Genomic DNA, 18,230 nt, shown 5'->3' with positions numbered 1-18,230 from the left:
ACAGGCGATGAAACGATTCTTGGGGGCGGCGGCGCTGGCGCTGGCCGCGACGGCGGCACCGGCGGCCGCACAGGCCTGCGGGGGCACCTACACGGTCGAACGGGGCGACAGCCTGTCGCGCATCGCGGATCGGCAGTACAAGAACGCGTCGCTCTGGACCGAGGTGCACCGCAACAACCTGGCGGTGATCGGCCAAGACCCCAACACATTGCGCGTCGGTATGGCGCTGCGCCTCGGCTGTATCGGCGGCTTGCCCGTCGGGCTGGACGTGGCGGCTCCGGCGCCACAAACGGCGGTCCAGACCGCCGCGACCGCGCCCTCGCGCCGCAGGCTGGAACGACAGATCAACATCGTCACCGCAGGGGATTTTGCGCCTTTCACCGACCAGAGCCTCGAAAACGAGGGGCTGATCACCGATGTGGTACGCACCGCCATGCACAGCTCGCAATCGGGGGACAATTACCGGGTGCACTGGGTCAATGACTGGTCCTCGCACCTTGATCCGCTGATGACCAACGCGATGATGGACATGGCGTTTCCGTGGTACAAACCCGATTGTGCAGGCACCCCCGACAACTATCGCTGCACGAATTTCCACTTCTCGGATCCGATGTTCGAGATGCTGATCCTGTTGTTCGTGGACAAGAACCGCCCGATCCCCTTCGCACAGGACAGCGACATCGAAGGGCGCACGCTCTGCCGTCCTGCGGGCTACTTCACCCACGATCTGGACCGGGCCGACCGGCGCTGGATCAGCGACGGAAAGATCACCCTGAAACAGCCGCAAACGGTCAAGGGCTGCTTTGACTTGCTGGTCGCCGGAGAGGTCGACGCCGTGGCCATGAACGAATTCACGGGCCGCGCCGCGATCAAGGATCTGGGCCTCAAGGATCAGGTCGAGGTTGTACAGGGCCGCCCGGTGTCGATCGAAGGGCTGCATGTGCTGGTGCACAAGGACCATCCGAACGCGGATGCGCTGATTTCGACCATCAACGGGGGGTTGGATGCGATCAAACTGTCCGGCGCGTATCAGCAGGTGATCGACCGCCACATGTCCAACATCTGGGCAGATTTCTGATGCGGCGGCGCGAGCTTGCCCTGACGGTTGCGGCCACCCTGGGGTGCGGCACCGGGGCGATAGCGTGCCAGCCCTCGCTGGTTGTCTCGCCCGGTGACACCCTGTTTTCGATTGCGGAAGAACAGCTTGGCGATCTGTCGCGCTGGTCCCTGATCTTCTACAACAACCCGGACATCCAGGGCGGCAGCCTGCTGGATCTGCCTGCGGGCACGGTTCTGGACATTCCCTGTCCCGAAGATACGGCGCAGACGGCAGAACCCGCAGCCACGCCTGCGCCTGCGCCCACCGCCGCGCCGACGGTGCAGGCCGATCCCAAACCGCTGCAACAGGAAAAGGCGCAGGCCGAGATCAAGCTGGTCACCGCCTCGAACTATGCGCCCTTTACCGATCTGGACTGGCCGGGGCAGGGCATGCTGACCGAACTGGTCAATGCCGCGTTCGAAGCCACGCCAAATCCGCTGACATACGCGATCGAATGGGAAAATGACTGGTCCAGGCATCTCTTTCCGATGCTGGACAGCAAGGAATTCGACATGGGGTTCCCGTGGTTCAAGCCGGATTGCGATGGCAACCCCACAAACGAACGCTGCGCCAATTTCCACTTCTCCGATCCGCTGGTCGATCTGGTCATTCTGCTGTTCGCGCGCAGCGATGATCCGATTGTGTTCGCGCAGGACAGCGATCTGCACGGCAAGACCCTGTGCCGCCCTGCCGGGTATTTCACCCACGATCTCGACCGCGCCGACCGGCGCTGGCTCAGCGACGGGTTGGTCACGCTCAAGCAGCCGCCGACCCCCGATGACTGCTTTGCCATGCTGGTTGCGGGCGATGTTGACGCGGTGGCGCTGAACGAGTTTCTGGGCGTGCAGAAGATGTTCGAACTGGGCCTGACCGATCAGGTCGCCCCCCTGTCGCGCCCGGTGTCCATCGAAGGGCTGCATGTGCTGATTTCCAAGACCCATTGGCGGGGAACCGCGCATCTGTACCGCTTCAACGCGGGGCTTGCGAAACTCAAGCAAAGCGACCGCTACAACGAGATCGTGAGCCGCCACTTGGCGTTGTTCTGGGACCAGATCAAAAGCTGACGTGGCTTGGGGGCTTGCCGTGGGGGCAGCGGCGGGTCATGGTTAATGAAAAGTAAAACGGCAGGCAGAAGATGGCGTCTAGGTCAGGTGGGCTTCATGGCTGAACCCCTTGTTTTTCTTCCCGGAATGATGTGTGACGCGCGGCTCTTCGGGCCGCAGATTGCCGAGCTTTCGGCCGAGTATTCGGTCATGGTGTCGCCCGTTACCCGCGGGGAACGGATCGAAGAGATTGCAAGCGGGCTTCTGGATGAGTTGCCCCAGCGCTTTGCGCTGGCGGGCCTGTCGATGGGCGGGATCGTCGCGATGGAGATCCTGCGCCGCGCGCCCGACCGCATCACGCGCCTGGCGCTGATGGACACCAACCCGCTGGCCGAGACCCCGCAGGTGGCGGCGGCGCGCGAGCCGCAGATCGTGAAGGCCCGGACCGGTCGGATGGCGGAGGTGATGCGGGACGAGATGAAGCCCAACTACCTGGCCCCTGGCCCCTACCGCAACGAGATCCTGGACCTGGTGATGGACATGGCAGACGCGCTGGGACCGGACGTGTTCGTGCGCCAGTCCCGCGCCTTGCAGCGCCGCAGGGACCAGCAGGGCACGTTGCGCAAATGCAAGGTGCCGACCCTTGTGCTCTGCGGTGCGCATGACGAATTGTGCCCGGTCAAGCGTCACACGTTCATGGCCGAACTCATCCCCGGGGCGGAGTTGAAAGTGGTGGAGGATGCGGGGCACCTGCCGACGCTGGAGAGCCCGGCAGAGACCACGCAGGCGCTGCGGGATTGGCTGAAACAGCCGCTGATTTTGCGGTGAAGGGTGATCTGTCCCCGCGGGGACACGCTGTTCGCGCGGTACATCATTTCTCAACCTTCAGGTGATTTTGCCGAAAGTGCAGCAGCTTGGACCTGCGCGCGGTCCGCTATCGCATTCTTAACCGTTCCGGGCACAGACTGACCCCCGATGGCGGGCGGCGCGGCGCATCCCCCAAGAAGACCGCCTCAGGGTGCGGGGATGTAATCGGTCAGTTTCAGGCGCTGGATCTTGCCGGAGGGGCCCTTGGGCAACTCGTCCAGAACGTGGATGATGTCGGGGGTCTTGAACGCCCCCAGCTTGGCCCGGCACAGGTCCATCAGATCGGCCAATGGAATGGCCGAGCCTTCGCGCAGGCGCACGGCGGCTTCGATCGTTTCGCCGTAAGTGGCGCATTGGCGGGCGAAGGCCGCAGCCTCGACCACGTCGGGATGGGCATAAAGCGCCTCGTCCACCTCGCGCGGGGCGATGTTTTCGCCGCCCTTGATGATCAGTTCCTTCAACCGCCCGGTGACAAAGACATAGCCGTCCGCATCCTTGCGGGCCAGATCGCCGGTGCGCAGCCAGCCGTCCCGGAAGGTGGCCCCGGTCGCCTCGGGGTTCTTGAGGTATTCCAGCATCACGTTTGGGCCCCGCACGACAATTTCGCCCTGGACCCCGGCTGGGACGGGGTGGCCGTTTGTGTCCTGAACTTCGACATCGCACCCATAGCCCATACCGGGCGAGCCGATCTTGCGCATGCCGGGGGGCAGGGGGTTTGACAGGATTTGCGCCGCCGTTTCGGTCAGCCCCATGGTTTCGACAATGGGCACGTCAAAGCGCGCCTCGAACGCGCTTTGGGTTTCGACGGCAAGCGCGGAGGAGGCCGAGCGGCCAAAGCGCAGGCGCGCGCGGCAGGCCGGTGATGGCACCGCATCGCCATGCAGCAGATGCGAGATGATCGTGGGCACGGCGGAAAACCACGTCACCCCGGCGCGGTCCGCCTGATCCCAGAATTGCGAGGCCGAGAACCGGGGGGTCATGGCAAGCGACCCGCCGGACACAAGGCTGCCCATGACCGTCACGCAGAGCCCGTTGATGTGGTAGACCGGCAGCACGCAAAACCCCCGGTCCCGTTCCGTCAGGGCATGTGCGATGGCGGTGGTCCAGCCGCCTGCAAGCAGGCTGGCATGGGTGTGCACCACGCCCTTGGGCCGCCCCGTGGTGCCGGATGTATACATCAGCAGCGCGTGATCCGAGGCCGAGACCGGGTGCAGCGGCCCGCTGGCCGTCTCTGACAGGGGCACCGGCTGCACGTCTGTGTCGTTGGCCGCATCAAAGAGATCGCGTGCATCCACGTGCACGAAGGCAAATCGCGCCTCGGAATGGGTGAGCGCATAGGCGATGGCATCGCGCCCGGCGGCGAGGTTGATCATGGTGGCCCGAAAGCCGCCGATGAGTGCGCCATACATTGCGATGATCCCATCCCGACTGTTCGGAGCGACGATAGCGACGCTTTCGCCCTTGGCCGTCCCGCGCGCCGCGAGGGATGCCGCAAACCCCTGTGCCCGCGTTTGCAGGTCTTGCCAGGACAGGACGTCGTCCGTTTCGGGAAACAGGAGTGCATCGCCGCCCCGGTCCGCCCGCGCGGCCAGCCAGTCAGCCACGGTCCCGCCGGGCGGGGCAAGGGGGTCGAGTTTCATGCGCCGGCCTCTTGCCAGTAGTCGGCGAAGATGTCCGCGAGCGCGGGTTCGCGGGCGGGAATTTCGCGAATGATCTTGGTCGATTGCAGGAAATGTTTCCAATGCAGGTTGTCGTCGATGGCGTTGCCGCCCCAGGTGCCGCAGCCCATGGACAGTGAAAACGGCATGCCATTGGTGAACGACCCGCCCGTGGCAAAGGTATGGGCCTGGTTCACGATGATCCGGCTGGTGGGGATGGCGGTGGCAAGCATGTGCGCCCGGTCATCCCGCGCGGAATGCAGTCCGACGGAATGTCCGGCCCCCTGGTGCAGCTGGATCTGGCGTGTGGTCACGACGGCGGCGTCGAAATCAGCGGCCCGGTAGAGCGCCAGCACGCGGCTGAGCTTTTCCCCGCTGAGCGGATGATCGGGGCCGATGCCGGAGGTTGGCACGGCGATGTATTCGGTGCCGTCCGGCACCTGACCGTCAAGGCCCAGTGCCGCGATCATCTTGTCCGCGTCCTGTGCAATCACGGCGCGGTTGAGGTGCCCGTCAGGCCAGAGGGCGGCGGTGATCGCGGCCTCGTCCTTGACCACCGCGCCGCCGGCCTGTGCCATGGCCGCGACAAAGGCGTCATAGACCGCGTCGACCACCACGACCGCGTTTTCGGAACTGCACGATGTCGCGTTGTCGAAGCATTTGGAGGCGCGGATCTTTTCGGCCGCTGCGGCCAGATCGGCGGTTTCGTCCACGATCACCGTCACGTTGCCTGCCCCCACCGCCACGGCGGGTGTGCCGGCGGTCTGGGCGCGGTGCACGTTGTTCTGGCTGCCCGTGCAGATGATCTTGTCACAGGTTTCCATCAGGCGCTGGGTCTTTTCCTTGGACCCCGGCGCGGGCACCATTTGCACAAGGTCCGGGTCTTCGCCGATCTTGGCGAATTCGGCGTGGATGAAGCCGATCAGCATTTCGCAACTGGCCACGCCCTTGGGCGAGGGGGCCACGACGATGGCATTGCCGCATTTCAGCGCGTTGATGATGTTGTTGGCGGGCGTGGCCGCAGGGTTGGTGGACGGCACGATGGCGCCCACGACGCCCATGGCGCGGGCGATTTCGGTGATGCCCGTATCGGGGTCGTCACGGATGATCCCGAACGTGGTGGCGTGTTGGATGTCGCGCATCAAGCCCAGCGTCTTGCGATGGTTCTTGGTGATCTTGTCGGGCACGTTGCCGAGGCCCGTCGTTTCGACGGCCAGTTCGGCCAATGCGCGGTTGCGGTCGGGTTCCATGATCGCCCAGGCGGCGGCCTGGGCGGCACGATCATATCTGACCTGACTGCCGTTTGCCTCGTACCGGGATTGGGCGGCGCGGGCGGCGGCGACGATGGTGTCCAGGTCTGCAATCGGGTCAGAGATGGTCATGGGGCGTCCTTGGATGGGTAGGGCGCGCGGGTGCGCGCCCCCCTTGTAGGGGTGGGTCAGAGACCTGCAAGCAGCTCTTTCAGGGTTTCCTCGCGGGCGGCCCACATCGCGATCACCTCGTCCCGGGTCATGATGTGCATGGGCGAACCGCCTGCCTTCATGCGCGAGGCGACGCGGCTGTTTTCGAACATGGCGGGCACGGTTTCGGCCAGCTTGTCGATGACGCCCTGGGGCGTGCCCTTGGGCACCATCACGCCGCGGAAGTTGACCGACGCGTTGTCGATGTCAAAGCCCTGTTCCTGCATGGTCGGCACGTCTTCCATGAAGGCGTTGCGTTCCAGGTCGAACACGCCGAGGATCTTGACATTGCCTGCCTCGCGGGCGCGGAAGGCGTCGGAGAGGTTGTTCACGCCGCCCAGCACTTCGCCCGCGATCACGGATTTCATGGCGCCTGCACCGCCCTTGTTCGAGGGGATGTAGGCCAGTTTCACCCCTGCCGCCTTTTCAAGTTGCAGGGCCGCGATGTGGTGCCCCACAAACAGGCCCGCGCCCGAGAAGGTCAGCTTGCCCGGGTTTTCCTTGGCGTAGCTGACCACATCGGCCATCGAGTTGAACGGGCTGTCGGCGGCCACCACGAAGACCGCCGGGTCCGCGCCCCAGTTGGCGATGGGTTCGAAGCTGTCGGTGGAGTAGCTGACGCCGCCCTCGATCGACTGGGCGATGAAGTGGGGCACGTTGTAGGCGGCCAGCGTGTAGCCATCGGCATCGGCCTGGCCCGCGAACCAGTTCCAGCCGACACGGCCCCCCGCGCCGGGTTTGTTGATGATCGCGATGGGCATGCCAAGCGCGTCTTCGTTGCCCGCCGTCATGGTCACGATGCGCGCCTGGAAGTCGGTGGCGCCGCCCGCGCCGTAGCTGACCATCAGCATCACGGGGCGTTCGGGGTAGGTGGCGTGGCCGTCGGCCTGCGCCGTGGTTGTCAAGGCGGCGAGCGCGAGGGCTGCTCCTGCGAGTAGTGTCTTCATGGGGTCTCCTCCCTTGGGTTGGGTGTCTGCCGCTCTTGCGGTTCAGAACAGTATCTCTCGTGGGGTGAAGACCCCCAAGAGCATGGCGAAGAGGCCGTACATGACGGCCAGGAATCCGGCGGTGATCAGCGCGCGCTTGATCCAGCTTCTGACCTGGGTGTGGGGGGCCGGATCGTAAAGCGACAGCAGAACGAAGAAGGTGATCGTGCTGGCGGTGTAGAAGCCCAGGCCCCTGGCTGCCCAGAAGATGTAGATCAGCGCCACCAGCAGGCCGGGCGCGATCCGCGCGGTGGCGTCAAGGGACAGGCCGTTGCCGACCTTGGTGCGGCCCATCAGGGCCTTGCCGAAGGTCCAGAGCGCCAGCACCACGAACACGGTCGAGATCAGGCGCGGGAACACGAAGGCATCCGCAGGTTCCTGGGTGTAGCTGATCCAGGCCACGGCGAGGCCCACAAGGGCCACGATGCCTGAGGCGCAGATGTGCTGAATACGGGGCAGGTTGGTCATGACAGTGCCTCCTCCTTCGCGATGGCCTCGTCCTTGGTGGTGACGACCTTGCGCGACCGCAGCTCCATCACGACCGAATACCCGACCGACAGGATCACGATGCCGATCAGGGTCAGGTTCAGCGCACCGGTAAAGAAGTACTGGCTGACGCTGGAGGTTGCATTGGCGATCATGGAACCCTGGATAAAGTTCGCCTCGGCAATGGGGCCGAGGATCAGGCCCAGAACCAGCGGTGCGGCGGAAAAGCCGAAGCGTTCTAGAAAATACATACCCGTCCCGAGCGCCGCCATCACATAGACATCGCCCATCGACGTCTGGACCGAGTAACTGCCGAACACCGCCAGCGCCAGCACCACGGCGGCCATCACGGCATTGGGCACCTGCGCCACCCGCGCCGCCAGACCCGCCACGTACAGGCCGAAGATGCACATCAGGATCTGCCCGATCAGCATCGAGTTGATGAAGGTCCACGCCACCTGCGGGTGATTGTCAAATAGGTCCGATCCCGGAAAGATCCCGTGGATCAGCAGCCCGCCCAGCAGCACGGCGGCGGTGGGCGAGCCGGGGATGGACAGGGTCAACAGCGGCACCAGCGACGGGCCGACCATGGCGTTGTTCGCACTTTCGGCGGCAATCACGCCTTCGGGGTGGCCGGTGCCGAACTTGTCCCGTTCGGGGCTTGTCTTCTTGGCCTGGTCATAGGCCACCAGGCCCGCGATCTGACCACCCACACCCGGGATCAACCCGATGATTGCGCCGGTGATCGTGCCGATGCTCAACGCCCGCTTGCGTGCAAACACTTCGCGGATGGCGGTGCCGATGGGGTGCTTTTCGACCTCCAGCACCTCGGCATCCAGCCGGGCGCGCCCCTTGGCAAACATGGTGATGACCTGCGGAATGGCAAAAAGCCCGATCAGGGCAGGGATCACATTGATGCCCCCCGCCAGGCTGTCGTGAAAGATAAAGCGTTGCGCCCCCATGATGTCATCAAAGCCGATCGTCGACAGCCACAGCCCGATGCACCCGGCCAAAAGCCCCTTGACCACGGACCCGCCGTCCAGCGAGCCGATGACCGTGACCCCCAGAATGGCAAGCCAGAACAGGTGTGACGGTCCGAAGGCCAGCGCCCATTGCGCCAGCATCGGCGTCAGGAAAATCAGCAGGAGCACGCCAAAGATGCCGCCCACGGCAGAGGCCAGAAAGGACAGCTGCAACGCGCGTGCGCCCTGGCCCTTGCGGGCCATCGTGTGGCCGTCCAGCGTGGTCGCGATATTGGCCGGTGCGCCCGGAATTTTCAGCAGGATCGCACTGACCGCCCCGCCGGCAACGGTTGAGGTGTAGGCGGCCCCCAGCAGGATCAGCCCCTGGGCCGGTTCCAGTTTGAAGGTAAACGGGATCAGCAGGGCCACCGCCATGGTTGGCGACAGACCGGGTGTCGCGCCCAGGATCAGCCCGCCGATCGTGCCCAGCATCAGAAGGGCAAAATTGAACGGGACAAACACGTCACCAAAGTACTGTATGAACTCCAACCCGTGTCCTCCCACCCAGTTTTGATCTGGTTGACATGTGAGATTAGCCAATGAAAATAGTATTGCAAATGTTTTCATTTTTTGCGGCTGTAAGGTGTACAAGTGACTGATCTTAAATCAAAAAAGATTGATATTGTTGCGGTTGCACGTGCGGCAAGGGTGTCGGCATCGACCGTCTCGCGCAGCTTCAATCACCCTGATCTGGTGAAGGGGTCGACTCGGAAAAAGATTGACGCGGCGGTGCGCAGGCTGGGGTATATCCGCAACCGCGCGGCGCAGACCATTCACGGCATTCGCAGCGGCACCGTGGGCCTGATCGTGCCCACCATCGATCACACGATCTTTGCCGAACTGATCCAGAGTTTTGCCACCGCCATCGAGGCGCGCGGCTTTACCATACTGGTGGCGGCGCATGGCTATAGCCTGGATCGTGAATATGCGTTGGCCCGCAAGATGTTGGAACACCGGGTCGATGGGCTGGCCTTTGTCGGGCACAACCATTCGGATGACACCTATGAGCTGTTGAAGCAGCAGAACACGCCGACGATCCTGCTGTGGAACTATTCGGATGCGGCCCCGTTCCCGTGTGTCGGCTCGGACAACTTTCTGGCGGGGCGGCTGGTGGGCCGGCATGTTGCCGAACTGGGCCACCGGTCGGTGGCGTTGCTGTTTCCGCCGCTGGACGGGAACGACCGCGCGTCCGAGCGTTTCGAGGGCGTGATGGGGGCGCTGAGCGGTGACGTGCGCCCGGAGTGGCAGTTGGAAACGCCCTATAGCGTGGATGCGGCCAAGGCCGCGGTGTCGGAGTTTCTGGCGGCGGGTCACAGACCCAGCGCCATCATCTGCGGCAATGATGTCCTGGCCTGGGGCGCGCTGCATGCCCTGGCCCGTGCGCGATTGCGCGTGCCGCAGGATGTGACCGTGACCGGCATCGGGGACTTCAAGGGATCAGGCGCGTTCGAGCCGGGCCTGACCACCGTGCGCATTCCCGCCCATCAGATCGGGTCGCAGGCGGCCGAGGTCATTGCAGGCATGATCACCACCGAGACCCCCGGGGCCGACAGCCTGTTGATCCAGCCCGTTCTTGTGCCGCGCCAGACCAGTGCGCGCGTTTAGCCGGGCTGGGGTGGATACAGGGCGGGGCGTTCGGCCTTTGGCACCACATGGATGGCGCGGACGGGGGTGCCGTCGCCATCGAAGAAGGGTGTTTGCCGCCACCGCCCGGTGATCCGCCGCGACAGCGCGCGCCCGGCAAAGCCCAGAAAGAAGGTCAATCCGCCCTCGTGCCCGCGCTTGCCGTTGGGTTTGCGCACAAAGGCCCGCGCCCGGATTGGTCCCAGCGGCGTGTCATCCTGCAACCGGTCGGTGCGGAAAGAGGCAAAAGCCACCTTGGGGGTGCGCATCGTGTTGAACAGGATCGCCCCGCAGCAGCGTGCCTGCCAGCGCAGCAGCCCCTTGTCCGACAGCGAAAAGACCGTGAGTTGATCCTGCCCCGCGTCCAGGCGCACCCGGTCCGGCACCGTCTGGTACAGTTGCACGCCGCCCGGCGCCGGGTCGGGTTGGTCGCCGTAAAGTTCCGTTGCCCGGCAGTCGTGGCAAAAGCATTCCGCCCGTGTGCCGTTCGAGGGCGACACGCCCAGAAGCGTGCCGCGCAGCGTGCCGCAATTGCAGGCGAAGGGAAGATCCACGCCTGCCATATGTCAGGCCGCTTTGTTCTTGTTCGCCGCCTTCTTGGCAGGCGGTGGGGGCGAATTGGCGTCGATGAATTCAAGCACCAGCGGGCGGATGTTGTTGCGCCAGCTTTTGCCCGCGAAGATGCCGTAATGCCCGGCACCGGGTTCGACGTGGCTTGCCTTCTTGTCGTCCGGCAGGCCCGTGCACAGGTCAAGTGCGGCCACGCATTGTCCGGGGGCCGAGATGTCGTCATTTGCCCCTTCGACCGTTTTGACGGCCACGGTCGTGATCTTGCCGATGTCCACGCGTTTGCCGTTTACGGTGAACATGTTCTTGGCGATTTCGCCGCGCTTGAAGATGCGGTCGACGGTGGAGAGGTAGAATTCGGCCGTCATGTCCATGACCGCCAGATATTCATCGTAGAACGTGTTATGCTTGTCGTGATCGCCTGCCTGGCCGCGGGCGGCGCGGCTGATCTGGTCGGTGAAGGCTTTGGAGTGCTTTTCGGCATTCATCGACATGAAGGAGGCCAGTTGCAGGAGGCCCGGATAGACCATGCGCCCCACGCCCGGATATTTGAAGCCGACGCGCTGGATCATGGTTTCCTCAAGCTGGCCCATGGTGACGCGGCGGCCGAAGTCGGTGACTTCTGTGGGCGTGGCGTCGGGGTCGATGGGGCCGCCGATCAGGGTGAGTGAGCGGGGCTGCGCGTCGGGGTCTTCCTCGGCCAGGTAGGCGGTCGCGGCGAGCGTCAGCGGCGCGGGCTGGCAGACCGCGATCACGTGGGTGTCGGGCCCGAGGTGGCGCATGTAGTCCACGAGGTAGAGCGTATAGTCCTCCACGTCGAACTTGCCCGCGCTGACGGGGATGTCGCGCGCGTTGTGCCAGTCGGTGATGTAGACCTCGCAATCGGGCAGCAGCGAAATGACGGTCGAGCGCAGCAGCGTGGCGTAGTGGCCGGACATCGGCGCCACCAGCAGGACCTTGCGATTGCGCGGCTTGCGCCCGGTCACGTTGATGTGGATCAGATCGCCGAAATCACCGGGCACGACGGTGTCGATGCTGACCAGGTGATCCTTGCCGTCTTCGGCGGTGAACGAGGGGATGCCCCAGTCGGGTTTGACAACCATGCGCTGGAAGGTGCGTTCCGTCACCTCGCCCCAGGCACGCATCCATTCCATGCCGGGGTTCGGCATCATCGAAAAGGCAGGGTAGGCCCCAAGGGCCTGGGCCGTGGCCCCCAGCCATTGGTTGGTGTTTCGCATGGTTTCCATGAAGTCGTAGCTGATCATGTAGCGCATCGCGCTCTCCTTCATTCAATAGGGGCGGGCGCGCACATGCCCGCGTCGGACGGTTTGTCGCTTTGCCCCCTGAAACATGCGACCATACATAGGCGGCGGCTGCACATAGGCGCAGTTGCTGCACGTGCGAAGACTACGGGGAAGACCTTAACATGACAACCAACGACACAACCGATGGTGCGGTCTCGGGCGAAAACCTCGATAAATTGAATGGTAACCTTCGAAAAGTTGAAGCGCTGACCCAGCGACTCACCCAGGTTTTGACGCACCGCAGCACGCATAATGCGGCCCTCGACGGCCCGAATCAGGAATTGTTTCAAAAGGCCGCCTCGGCCTATTGGAGCGAGGCGTTCCGCGATCCGGCCAAAGTGCTGGAGCACCAGTTGCAGTTCTGGTCGAAATCCGTGACCCATTTCGTCGAAGCGCAGCAGGCGCTGGCGCAGGGCAAATTGCAGGCCCCGGCCGATCCGGGCCCCAAGGACCGTCGGTTTGCCAACCCGCTGTGGGACACGCATCCCTATTTCAACTACGTCAAGCAGCAGTATCTGATCAATGCCGACGCCATTGCACAGGCGGTCGAGGACGTGTCGGACATGGCGCCGGTGGAGAAGCAGCGCCTTGCCTATTTCTCGCGTCAGATCGTGGACATGATGGCGCCCACCAACTTCCTGGCCACAAACCCCGATGCGCTGGAAAAGGCCGTCGCGACCGAGGGCCAAAGCCTGATCGACGGGCTGGAGAACCTGATTTCGGACCTCGAGGCCAACAATGGCGAATTGATCGTCAAACTGGCCGACGACAAGGCTTTCGAACTGGGCCGCAACATTGCCACAACGCCCGGCAAGGTCATCTACCGCAACCGGATGATGGAACTGATCCAGTACACACCGACAACCGAGAAGGTGCACAAGACGCCCGTCGTGCTGTTCCCGCCCTGGATCAACAAATACTACATTCTCGACCTCAAGGAGCAGAACAGCCTGGTCAAATGGATTGTCGAACAGGGGCACACCCTGTTTGTCGTGTCCTGGGTCAACCCCGACGCCGCCTATGCCGGGGTGGGCCTGGAGGATTACATCGAGGACGGGTATCTGGCCGCGATCCGCGAGGCCAAGGCGATCACCGGCGAGAAACAGGTCAATGCCATTGGCTATTGTATCGCGGGTACGACGCTGTCGCTGACGCTAAGCCTGCTGAAACAGCGCAAGGACAAGTCGATCAAGTCGGCCACCTTCTTTACCGCGCTTACGGATTTCGGGGATCAGGGCGAGTTCACGCCCTTCCTGACGGACGATTTCATTGACGGGATCGAGGCCGAATGCGCCGACAAGGGTATCCTGCCCTCGGTCATCATGGCGCGCACCTTTACGTTCCTGCGCTCGAACGACCTTGTTTATACGCCTGCCATCAAAAGCTACATGCTGGGCGAAACGCCGCCCGCCTTTGACCTTCTGTATTGGAACGGGGATGGGGCCAACCTGCCTGCGAAAATGGCGATGCAATATCTGCGCGGCCTGTGTCAGCGCAACGAATTGGCGACCGGTGGCTTTGACCTGATGGGCCACCATCTGGAATTGGGCGACATCGATGTGCCGCTGTGCGCCATCGCGTGCGAGACGGATCACATCGCGCCGTGGAAAGACAGCTATCGCGGCGTGCAGCAGATGGGGTCGAAGGACAAGACGTTCATCATGACCCAATCAGGCCATATCGCCGGCATCGTGAACCCCCCCACCAAGAACAAGTACGGCCACTATACCAATGACGATCTGAGCCTGGATCACGCGGCATGGCAGGCCAGCGCAGAGTTTCACGAAGGTTCGTGGTGGCCGCGCTGGGGTGCCTGGCTGAAAAAGCGGGGCGGGGCCATGGTCGCGGCCCGCACACCGGGTGATTCCGAACATCCCGTGCTGGAAGATGCGCCCGGAACCTACGTCACGGTCAAGGCAAGGCCCTGATTTCCTTCATGCATTCCGTTGGGTAAAGTTTTTATTGCTGCAGTGCAGCAAAGGACTTGATTTGCTGCACTGCAGCATGTATATCCTTTTGCAGACGCAGAAACGCGGGGATGGGCCCGCAGCGATCGAAAAGGATTGAAGACAATGGCCAAGCAAGCACAGGACGTTACAGCAATGTTCAAAGACATCATGGGTTCGTTCCCCGTGGACACCGCAGCGATGGAAGACGCGTTCAAGACAGCAACCACGCTGAACGAGAAACTGAGCCACGTGGCGATTGACGCGGCTGAAAAGTCGACCGAAATCTCGTCCAAGTGGACCAAGGAAACTCTGGCGAAACTGGGCGACATGTCCAAAGCCAAAGCCGAGCCTGCCGACTATGCCAAAGCGATGACCGATTTCGCGTCGTCCTACGCAGAAGTGACAGCCGAGCACATGGCCGCCTTCGCCGAAGTTGCGAAAAAAGTGCAGATGGACACCGTCGAGCTGATGATGGCCGCAGGCAAAGACATGAGCGAAGACGCGCAAGCCGCAGTCAAGAAAGCGACCGGTGACATGACCGCCGCTGCCAAGAAAGCTGCTGCTGCGAAGTAATCGCACACCGGAATATCGCGCCAACTTTCCTCCCTGAAACGGCGCGGTGACTATGGCGGGTCCCTTTGTGGGCCCGCCTTTTTCTTTGGCGGGCGGCGGTCAGGTCAGGTGCCTGGCCAGCCAGTCATAGACCCGGCGCACCCGCGGGATGCGCCGCAGGTCGGGATGGGCCGTCAGCCAGAGCGGCATGGTGCCCACCTGGCTTTCATCCGCGATGCGCATGACGCGGGGATCGGCATCGCCCACGCGCCGTTGACCGAACCCGATGCCAAAGCCCGCAATCACCATGTGCCAGCACAGCACCTGGTCGTCGCTGCGAAATGCAAAGAAATCGCGGCCTGCGTGGAACCCGCGCTGGGCGAAGCCGTCGATGATCAGGGTGCTGCGGTCGTAGCCGATGATGGTGTGGTGGGCGAAATCCTCCAGCCTGTCCGGTGTCCCGTGCCGGTCGAGGTAGGCGGGCGCCGCATAGGCCCCCAGCGGCAGGTCGGCGATGTGCCTGGCAATCACGTCGTTCTGTGTGGGTCGGTACATGCGCAGCGCGATGTCCGCCTCGCGCCGCAGCAGGTTTTCCGTGGTGTCCGAGGCGATCACCTCGATCTGGAGCCCGGGGTGGGCGCGGTGCAGGTCCGTCAGGATCGGTGGCAGGATGAAGTTCGCGACCACATGGCTGGCGGTCAGACGCACGGTGCCCGAGAGGTCGGCGCCATGCCCACCTTGCGCCGCATCGAACCGTGCCGCCGCATCCGCCATGGTCGCGGCATGGGTCAGAAGCGTGGCGCCGTCTTCGGTCAGCACCATGCCGCCGCTGGACCGGTCGAACAACCGCAGGCCCAGTGTCGCCTCAAGCTGGGCGATATGTCGGCTGAGCGTGGGCTGGCTGCCGTTCCGGGCACGGGCCGCGGCCGAGAGCGAGCCATGTTCGGCCACGGCCGCGAAGGATTGGATCTGGGACCAGTCGGGGATCATCTCGGTATTCTTTTTTGGATAGCCATATGCGAAATCAGCCAGATCATATTCGATTTTGATTGCATTAGATAGGAGGAAGATCAGCCAGAAACAGGAGCATGGATCATGGCAAATGTGATTGTACTTGGGGCCAAGGGCCGGGTCGGGCGCGCGGCGGCACGCGCCTTTGCAGAGGCGGGGTGGTCCGTGACGCGGGCGGGCCGCGGGATAGATGGACCGGGCAGCGTGCAGGTGGATGCCACGGACAGGGCTGCGGTGACACGCGCCTGTGCCGGGGCGGATGTGATCGTGAATGCGGTGAACCCGCCCTACCACCACTGGGTCCAGACCGTGCCGAAAGTGACCGAAGCCGTCATTGCGGCGGCGCGTGCCCATGGGGCGACGGTGATGATCCCCGGCAACATCTACAATTACGGGCACAGCCTGCCACCGGTGCTGCGCGAGGACACGCCCTGGGTTGCCAACACGCGCAAGGGCGGCATTCGTATCCGTATGGAGCGCGCCTATCGCGACAGTGGCGTGCGCACGATCGTGCTGCGCAGCGGCGACTATTTCGAAGCGGCGCAGACCGGTGACTGGTTCGGCAGCTACATCACCGCGAAACTGGGCCAGGGCAAGGTGACCTATCCCGGGCCGCGGGATCAGGTGCACGCCTGGGCCTATTTGCCGGATGTCGGCCGCGCCATGGCGGCGCTGGCCGATTTGCGCAGCACCTTCGATACGTTCGAGGAATTCAACTTTGATGGCTATGCGCTGACGGGCGATGACCTGATCGCGCTGATCGAACAGGCGGTGGGCCGACCGTTGCGCGTGACGCCATTTCCGTGGTTTGCAGTCAGGATGATGGGGCTGTGGTCGCCGTTGATGCGTGAAGTGCTGGAGATGCGATACCTGTGGCAGCGGCCACACGCGGTGGACGGCACCAAGCTGAACGGCGTTCTGCCAGCCTTCCGGTCAACTCCGGTGGACCGTGCGATCGCGGCATCCGTGCGGGACAAGACGGAAGCGTATGTTACGGATGCCGCGCGGGCTTGAATTGCCGCACATGCACAAATGCTTTCTTTTTGTCCACACCGCGCCTAAGCTGCAATGCAGCACGGCAGCGGGGAGATCAGGCACGTGACAGAAAAACCAGCACCATTGTTGATCAAGCGCTATGCCAGCCGGCGGCTCTACAACACCGAGACAAGCGATTACGTCACGCTTGAAGACATCTCGGGATTTATCCGCGATGGGCGCGAGGTGCAGATCGTGGACCTCAAGACCGGCGATGACCTGACGCGCCAATACCTGCTGCAGATCATCGCCGAACACGAAAGCCGCGGCGAAAGCGTGCTGCCGGTCGACGTGCTGAACGATCTTGTGCGCAGTTACATGGGGGGCGGCGCGTCGGTGGTGCCGCAATTCCTGCAAGCCTCGTTCGAGATGCTGCGCGACGGGCAAAGCAAGGTCATGGAGAACATGACCGCCATAAACCCAATGGCCAAGATGCCCGGGTTCGAGATGATGCGAGCGCAGCAGGAAGCGTTCATGAAGGCGATGACGGGTGGTCTGGGCACCGGCTGGGCATCGACGGGCCCGGCGGCCGAGGCCGGAGAGAAGGACGGTGGCGAGGATCTGGATGCCATCAAGAAGCAGTTGGCCGAATTGCAGGACAAACTGTCGAAAATGTCCTGAGCCCGCGTCTGCGGCGGTTCAGGTTTTTTGCAACTGGAACGTTCTTGCCAAAGCTCGGATGAATGGCTGGTTTGAGCCCAGACCTACCAACCTGCCGCGATGTGTCGAATGACCGCTATGCGCAACAAGAATTGCCTTCTTGGATCGGTGGACATGGCACTGTCCCATATGAGCAGTATACGCAGCAATCACCTTCAAGCGGCTTAAGAACCGTCTGACACGACTTGCATTCATAGAACCACTGACAGGCGTCCGTGGGCATGGTTTCAGTCTCGACATACCCGCAAGATGGACAGGTCAGCGTGGACTCCAAGACTACTTTTGTTTGTTCTGTCGCCATAGCGCGTACCCCGTAAGTATGAGAAAACCTGCCAAAATCGGTAGCAAAACGGCATCGTCGTAGAGAATGCCAAGCAGGCCAGTCAGACCAAGTGCAGTTAGAACAATCGGCAACAACGGTGTGAAACAGCACAGGATCGCCAGAACCGTACCGCCAATGCCAAATGCCAGTAATCTGTTCTTCATCGGGTCGATCTCCACAAATCCCACATCAACCGTTGTGCTGAGGCTTCCCAATATGGGGATGACAGCGCGACCAAGAAGGCAATGGTGGCGAAGGATGCCCAGAGGATAGCGGATCGCCTACGCCTTGCGCACGCCTTAGGCCATATCACCTGATACCATGACCAGATCAGCGCAATGGCGACAGCAACAAGGATGAAACCCCGATAAGCAATAAAAGGCCCGAGCATGGTGAGCCATGCGCCACCAAGACCGACGATAGACAGCCCGATTGGCAACACGCAGCATGAGGCCGATAACAGCGCGAGAATAGCAGCGAGTGGCATGACCAGCCGCGCAGCCATGCCGGGTTCAGTCGTTGTTTGTTGATTTGCGTTCACGTCCATTCTGCGGTTTTAATTCCTGTAGTGGCTACAGGAGCAAGT

The 18,230-nt window shown here is 62.9% G+C and carries 19 protein-coding genes; 8 read left to right on the top strand and 11 right to left on the bottom strand.

Annotated features, from left to right (window positions below; genetic code table 11):
* Positions 1-7 precede the first annotated feature (7 nt).
* The 3 genes from Q0844_RS12825 to Q0844_RS12815 all read left to right on the top strand — a co-directional run bounded on the left by Q0844_RS12825 (position 8) and on the right by Q0844_RS12815 (position 2,970).
* Positions 8-1,078, top strand: coding sequence for a transporter substrate-binding domain-containing protein (locus Q0844_RS12825; protein ID WP_299045435.1), 1,071 nt, complete (start codon positions 8-10; stop codon positions 1,076-1,078).
* On the top strand, positions 1,078-2,163 hold the full coding sequence (locus Q0844_RS12820) for a transporter substrate-binding domain-containing protein (protein ID WP_299045433.1): 1,086 nt from the start codon (positions 1,078-1,080) through the stop codon (positions 2,161-2,163). Before Q0844_RS12825 ends, Q0844_RS12820 begins: the two co-directional genes overlap by 1 nt.
* Before the next feature lie 96 nt (positions 2,164-2,259).
* Complete coding sequence (locus Q0844_RS12815) at positions 2,260-2,970, top strand: alpha/beta fold hydrolase (protein WP_299045431.1); 711 nt, start codon at positions 2,260-2,262, stop codon at positions 2,968-2,970.
* Between the two features lie 185 nt (positions 2,971-3,155).
* Here the strand turns inward: Q0844_RS12815 and Q0844_RS12810 are convergent, their stop codons facing one another.
* The 5 genes from Q0844_RS12810 to Q0844_RS12790 are packed head-to-tail and all read right to left on the bottom strand — an operon-like array spanning position 3,156 to position 9,110.
* Positions 3,156-4,649 carry an AMP-binding protein gene (locus tag Q0844_RS12810; RefSeq protein ID WP_299045429.1) on the bottom strand — a complete coding sequence of 498 codons (1,494 nt, stop codon included), beginning with the start codon at positions 4,647-4,649 and terminating at the stop codon, positions 3,156-3,158.
* On the bottom strand, positions 4,646-6,049 hold the full coding sequence (locus Q0844_RS12805; protein ID WP_299045427.1) for an aldehyde dehydrogenase family protein: 1,404 nt from the start codon (positions 6,047-6,049) through the stop codon (positions 4,646-4,648). The genes Q0844_RS12810 and Q0844_RS12805 overlap by 4 nt, the downstream gene beginning before the upstream one ends.
* Positions 6,050-6,105: 56 nt before the next feature.
* The gene (locus Q0844_RS12800; protein WP_299045425.1) at positions 6,106-7,074 is read right to left on the bottom strand and encodes a tripartite tricarboxylate transporter substrate binding protein; all 969 of its coding nucleotides are present in this window, start codon (positions 7,072-7,074) and stop codon (positions 6,106-6,108) included.
* Between the two features lie 42 nt (positions 7,075-7,116).
* Positions 7,117-7,581, bottom strand: a complete 465-nt coding sequence (locus Q0844_RS12795; RefSeq protein WP_299045423.1) for a tripartite tricarboxylate transporter TctB family protein — start codon at positions 7,579-7,581, stop codon at positions 7,117-7,119.
* Positions 7,578-9,110 carry a tripartite tricarboxylate transporter permease gene (locus tag Q0844_RS12790; RefSeq protein ID WP_299045419.1) on the bottom strand — a complete coding sequence of 511 codons (1,533 nt, stop codon included), beginning with the start codon at positions 9,108-9,110 and terminating at the stop codon, positions 7,578-7,580. Before Q0844_RS12790 ends, Q0844_RS12795 begins: the two co-directional genes overlap by 4 nt.
* Before the next feature lie 102 nt (positions 9,111-9,212).
* Between Q0844_RS12790 and Q0844_RS12785 the strand changes: the two genes are divergently transcribed.
* On the top strand, positions 9,213-10,226 hold the full coding sequence (locus tag Q0844_RS12785) for a substrate-binding domain-containing protein (protein WP_299045418.1): 1,014 nt from the start codon (positions 9,213-9,215) through the stop codon (positions 10,224-10,226).
* Here the strand turns inward: Q0844_RS12785 and Q0844_RS12780 are convergent.
* On the bottom strand, positions 10,223-10,798 hold the full coding sequence (locus Q0844_RS12780; RefSeq protein WP_299045416.1) for a DUF6151 family protein: 576 nt from the start codon (positions 10,796-10,798) through the stop codon (positions 10,223-10,225). The two genes, Q0844_RS12785 and Q0844_RS12780, sit on opposite strands and share 4 nt — an antisense overlap.
* A gap of 12 nt (positions 10,799-10,810) precedes the next feature.
* On the bottom strand, positions 10,811-12,085 hold the full coding sequence (gene phaZ / locus Q0844_RS12775; protein WP_299045415.1) for a polyhydroxyalkanoate depolymerase: 1,275 nt from the start codon (positions 12,083-12,085) through the stop codon (positions 10,811-10,813).
* A 152-nt stretch (positions 12,086-12,237) separates the two neighbouring features.
* Between phaZ and phaC the strand changes: the two genes are divergently transcribed.
* Complete coding sequence (gene phaC, locus Q0844_RS12770) at positions 12,238-14,043, top strand: class I poly(R)-hydroxyalkanoic acid synthase (protein ID WP_299045414.1); 1,806 nt, start codon at positions 12,238-12,240, stop codon at positions 14,041-14,043.
* 144 nt (positions 14,044-14,187) lie between these two features.
* Positions 14,188-14,637: a phasin family protein gene (locus Q0844_RS12765; protein WP_299045413.1), complete on the top strand. Its 450-nt coding sequence runs from the start codon at positions 14,188-14,190 to the stop codon at positions 14,635-14,637.
* A 99-nt stretch (positions 14,638-14,736) separates the two neighbouring features.
* On the opposite strand, the gene Q0844_RS12760 is transcribed toward Q0844_RS12765, so the two are convergent.
* Complete coding sequence (locus tag Q0844_RS12760) at positions 14,737-15,606, bottom strand: LysR family transcriptional regulator (RefSeq protein WP_299045412.1); 870 nt, start codon at positions 15,604-15,606, stop codon at positions 14,737-14,739.
* Positions 15,607-15,711: 105 nt separating this feature from the next.
* Between Q0844_RS12760 and Q0844_RS12755 the strand changes: the two genes are divergently transcribed.
* Positions 15,712-16,641, top strand: a complete 930-nt coding sequence (locus Q0844_RS12755) for an NAD-dependent epimerase/dehydratase family protein (RefSeq protein ID WP_299045411.1) — start codon at positions 15,712-15,714, stop codon at positions 16,639-16,641.
* Between the two features lie 84 nt (positions 16,642-16,725).
* Positions 16,726-17,283 (top strand): polyhydroxyalkanoate synthesis repressor PhaR, encoded by a 558-nt coding sequence (gene phaR / locus Q0844_RS12750; RefSeq protein WP_299045409.1) that lies wholly within the window; start codon positions 16,726-16,728, stop codon positions 17,281-17,283.
* Between the two features lie 115 nt (positions 17,284-17,398).
* Here phaR and Q0844_RS12745 read toward each other — a convergent pair whose 3' ends face one another.
* Genes Q0844_RS12745 through Q0844_RS12735 form a run of 3 tightly spaced genes read right to left on the bottom strand, consistent with a single transcriptional unit; the run spans position 17,399 to position 18,191 of the window.
* On the bottom strand, positions 17,399-17,623 hold the full coding sequence (locus tag Q0844_RS12745; protein ID WP_299045407.1) for a GDCCVxC domain-containing (seleno)protein: 225 nt from the start codon (positions 17,621-17,623) through the stop codon (positions 17,399-17,401).
* The gene (gene merF, locus Q0844_RS12740; RefSeq protein WP_299046755.1) at positions 17,599-17,808 is read right to left on the bottom strand and encodes a mercury resistance system transport protein MerF; all 210 of its coding nucleotides are present in this window, start codon (positions 17,806-17,808) and stop codon (positions 17,599-17,601) included. The genes Q0844_RS12745 and merF overlap by 25 nt, the downstream gene beginning before the upstream one ends.
* Positions 17,805-18,191 (bottom strand): hypothetical protein, encoded by a 387-nt coding sequence (locus Q0844_RS12735; protein ID WP_299045405.1) that lies wholly within the window; start codon positions 18,189-18,191, stop codon positions 17,805-17,807. Before Q0844_RS12735 ends, merF begins: the two co-directional genes overlap by 4 nt.
* Positions 18,192-18,230: the final 39 nt, after the last annotated feature.

The sequence above is a fragment of the uncultured Tateyamaria sp. genome (assembly GCF_947503465.1).
Lineage (GTDB): Bacteria > Pseudomonadota > Alphaproteobacteria > Rhodobacterales > Rhodobacteraceae > Tateyamaria.
Note: the sequence above shows the minus strand (reverse complement) of the source record. Positions and strands in the feature narration are given on the sequence as shown.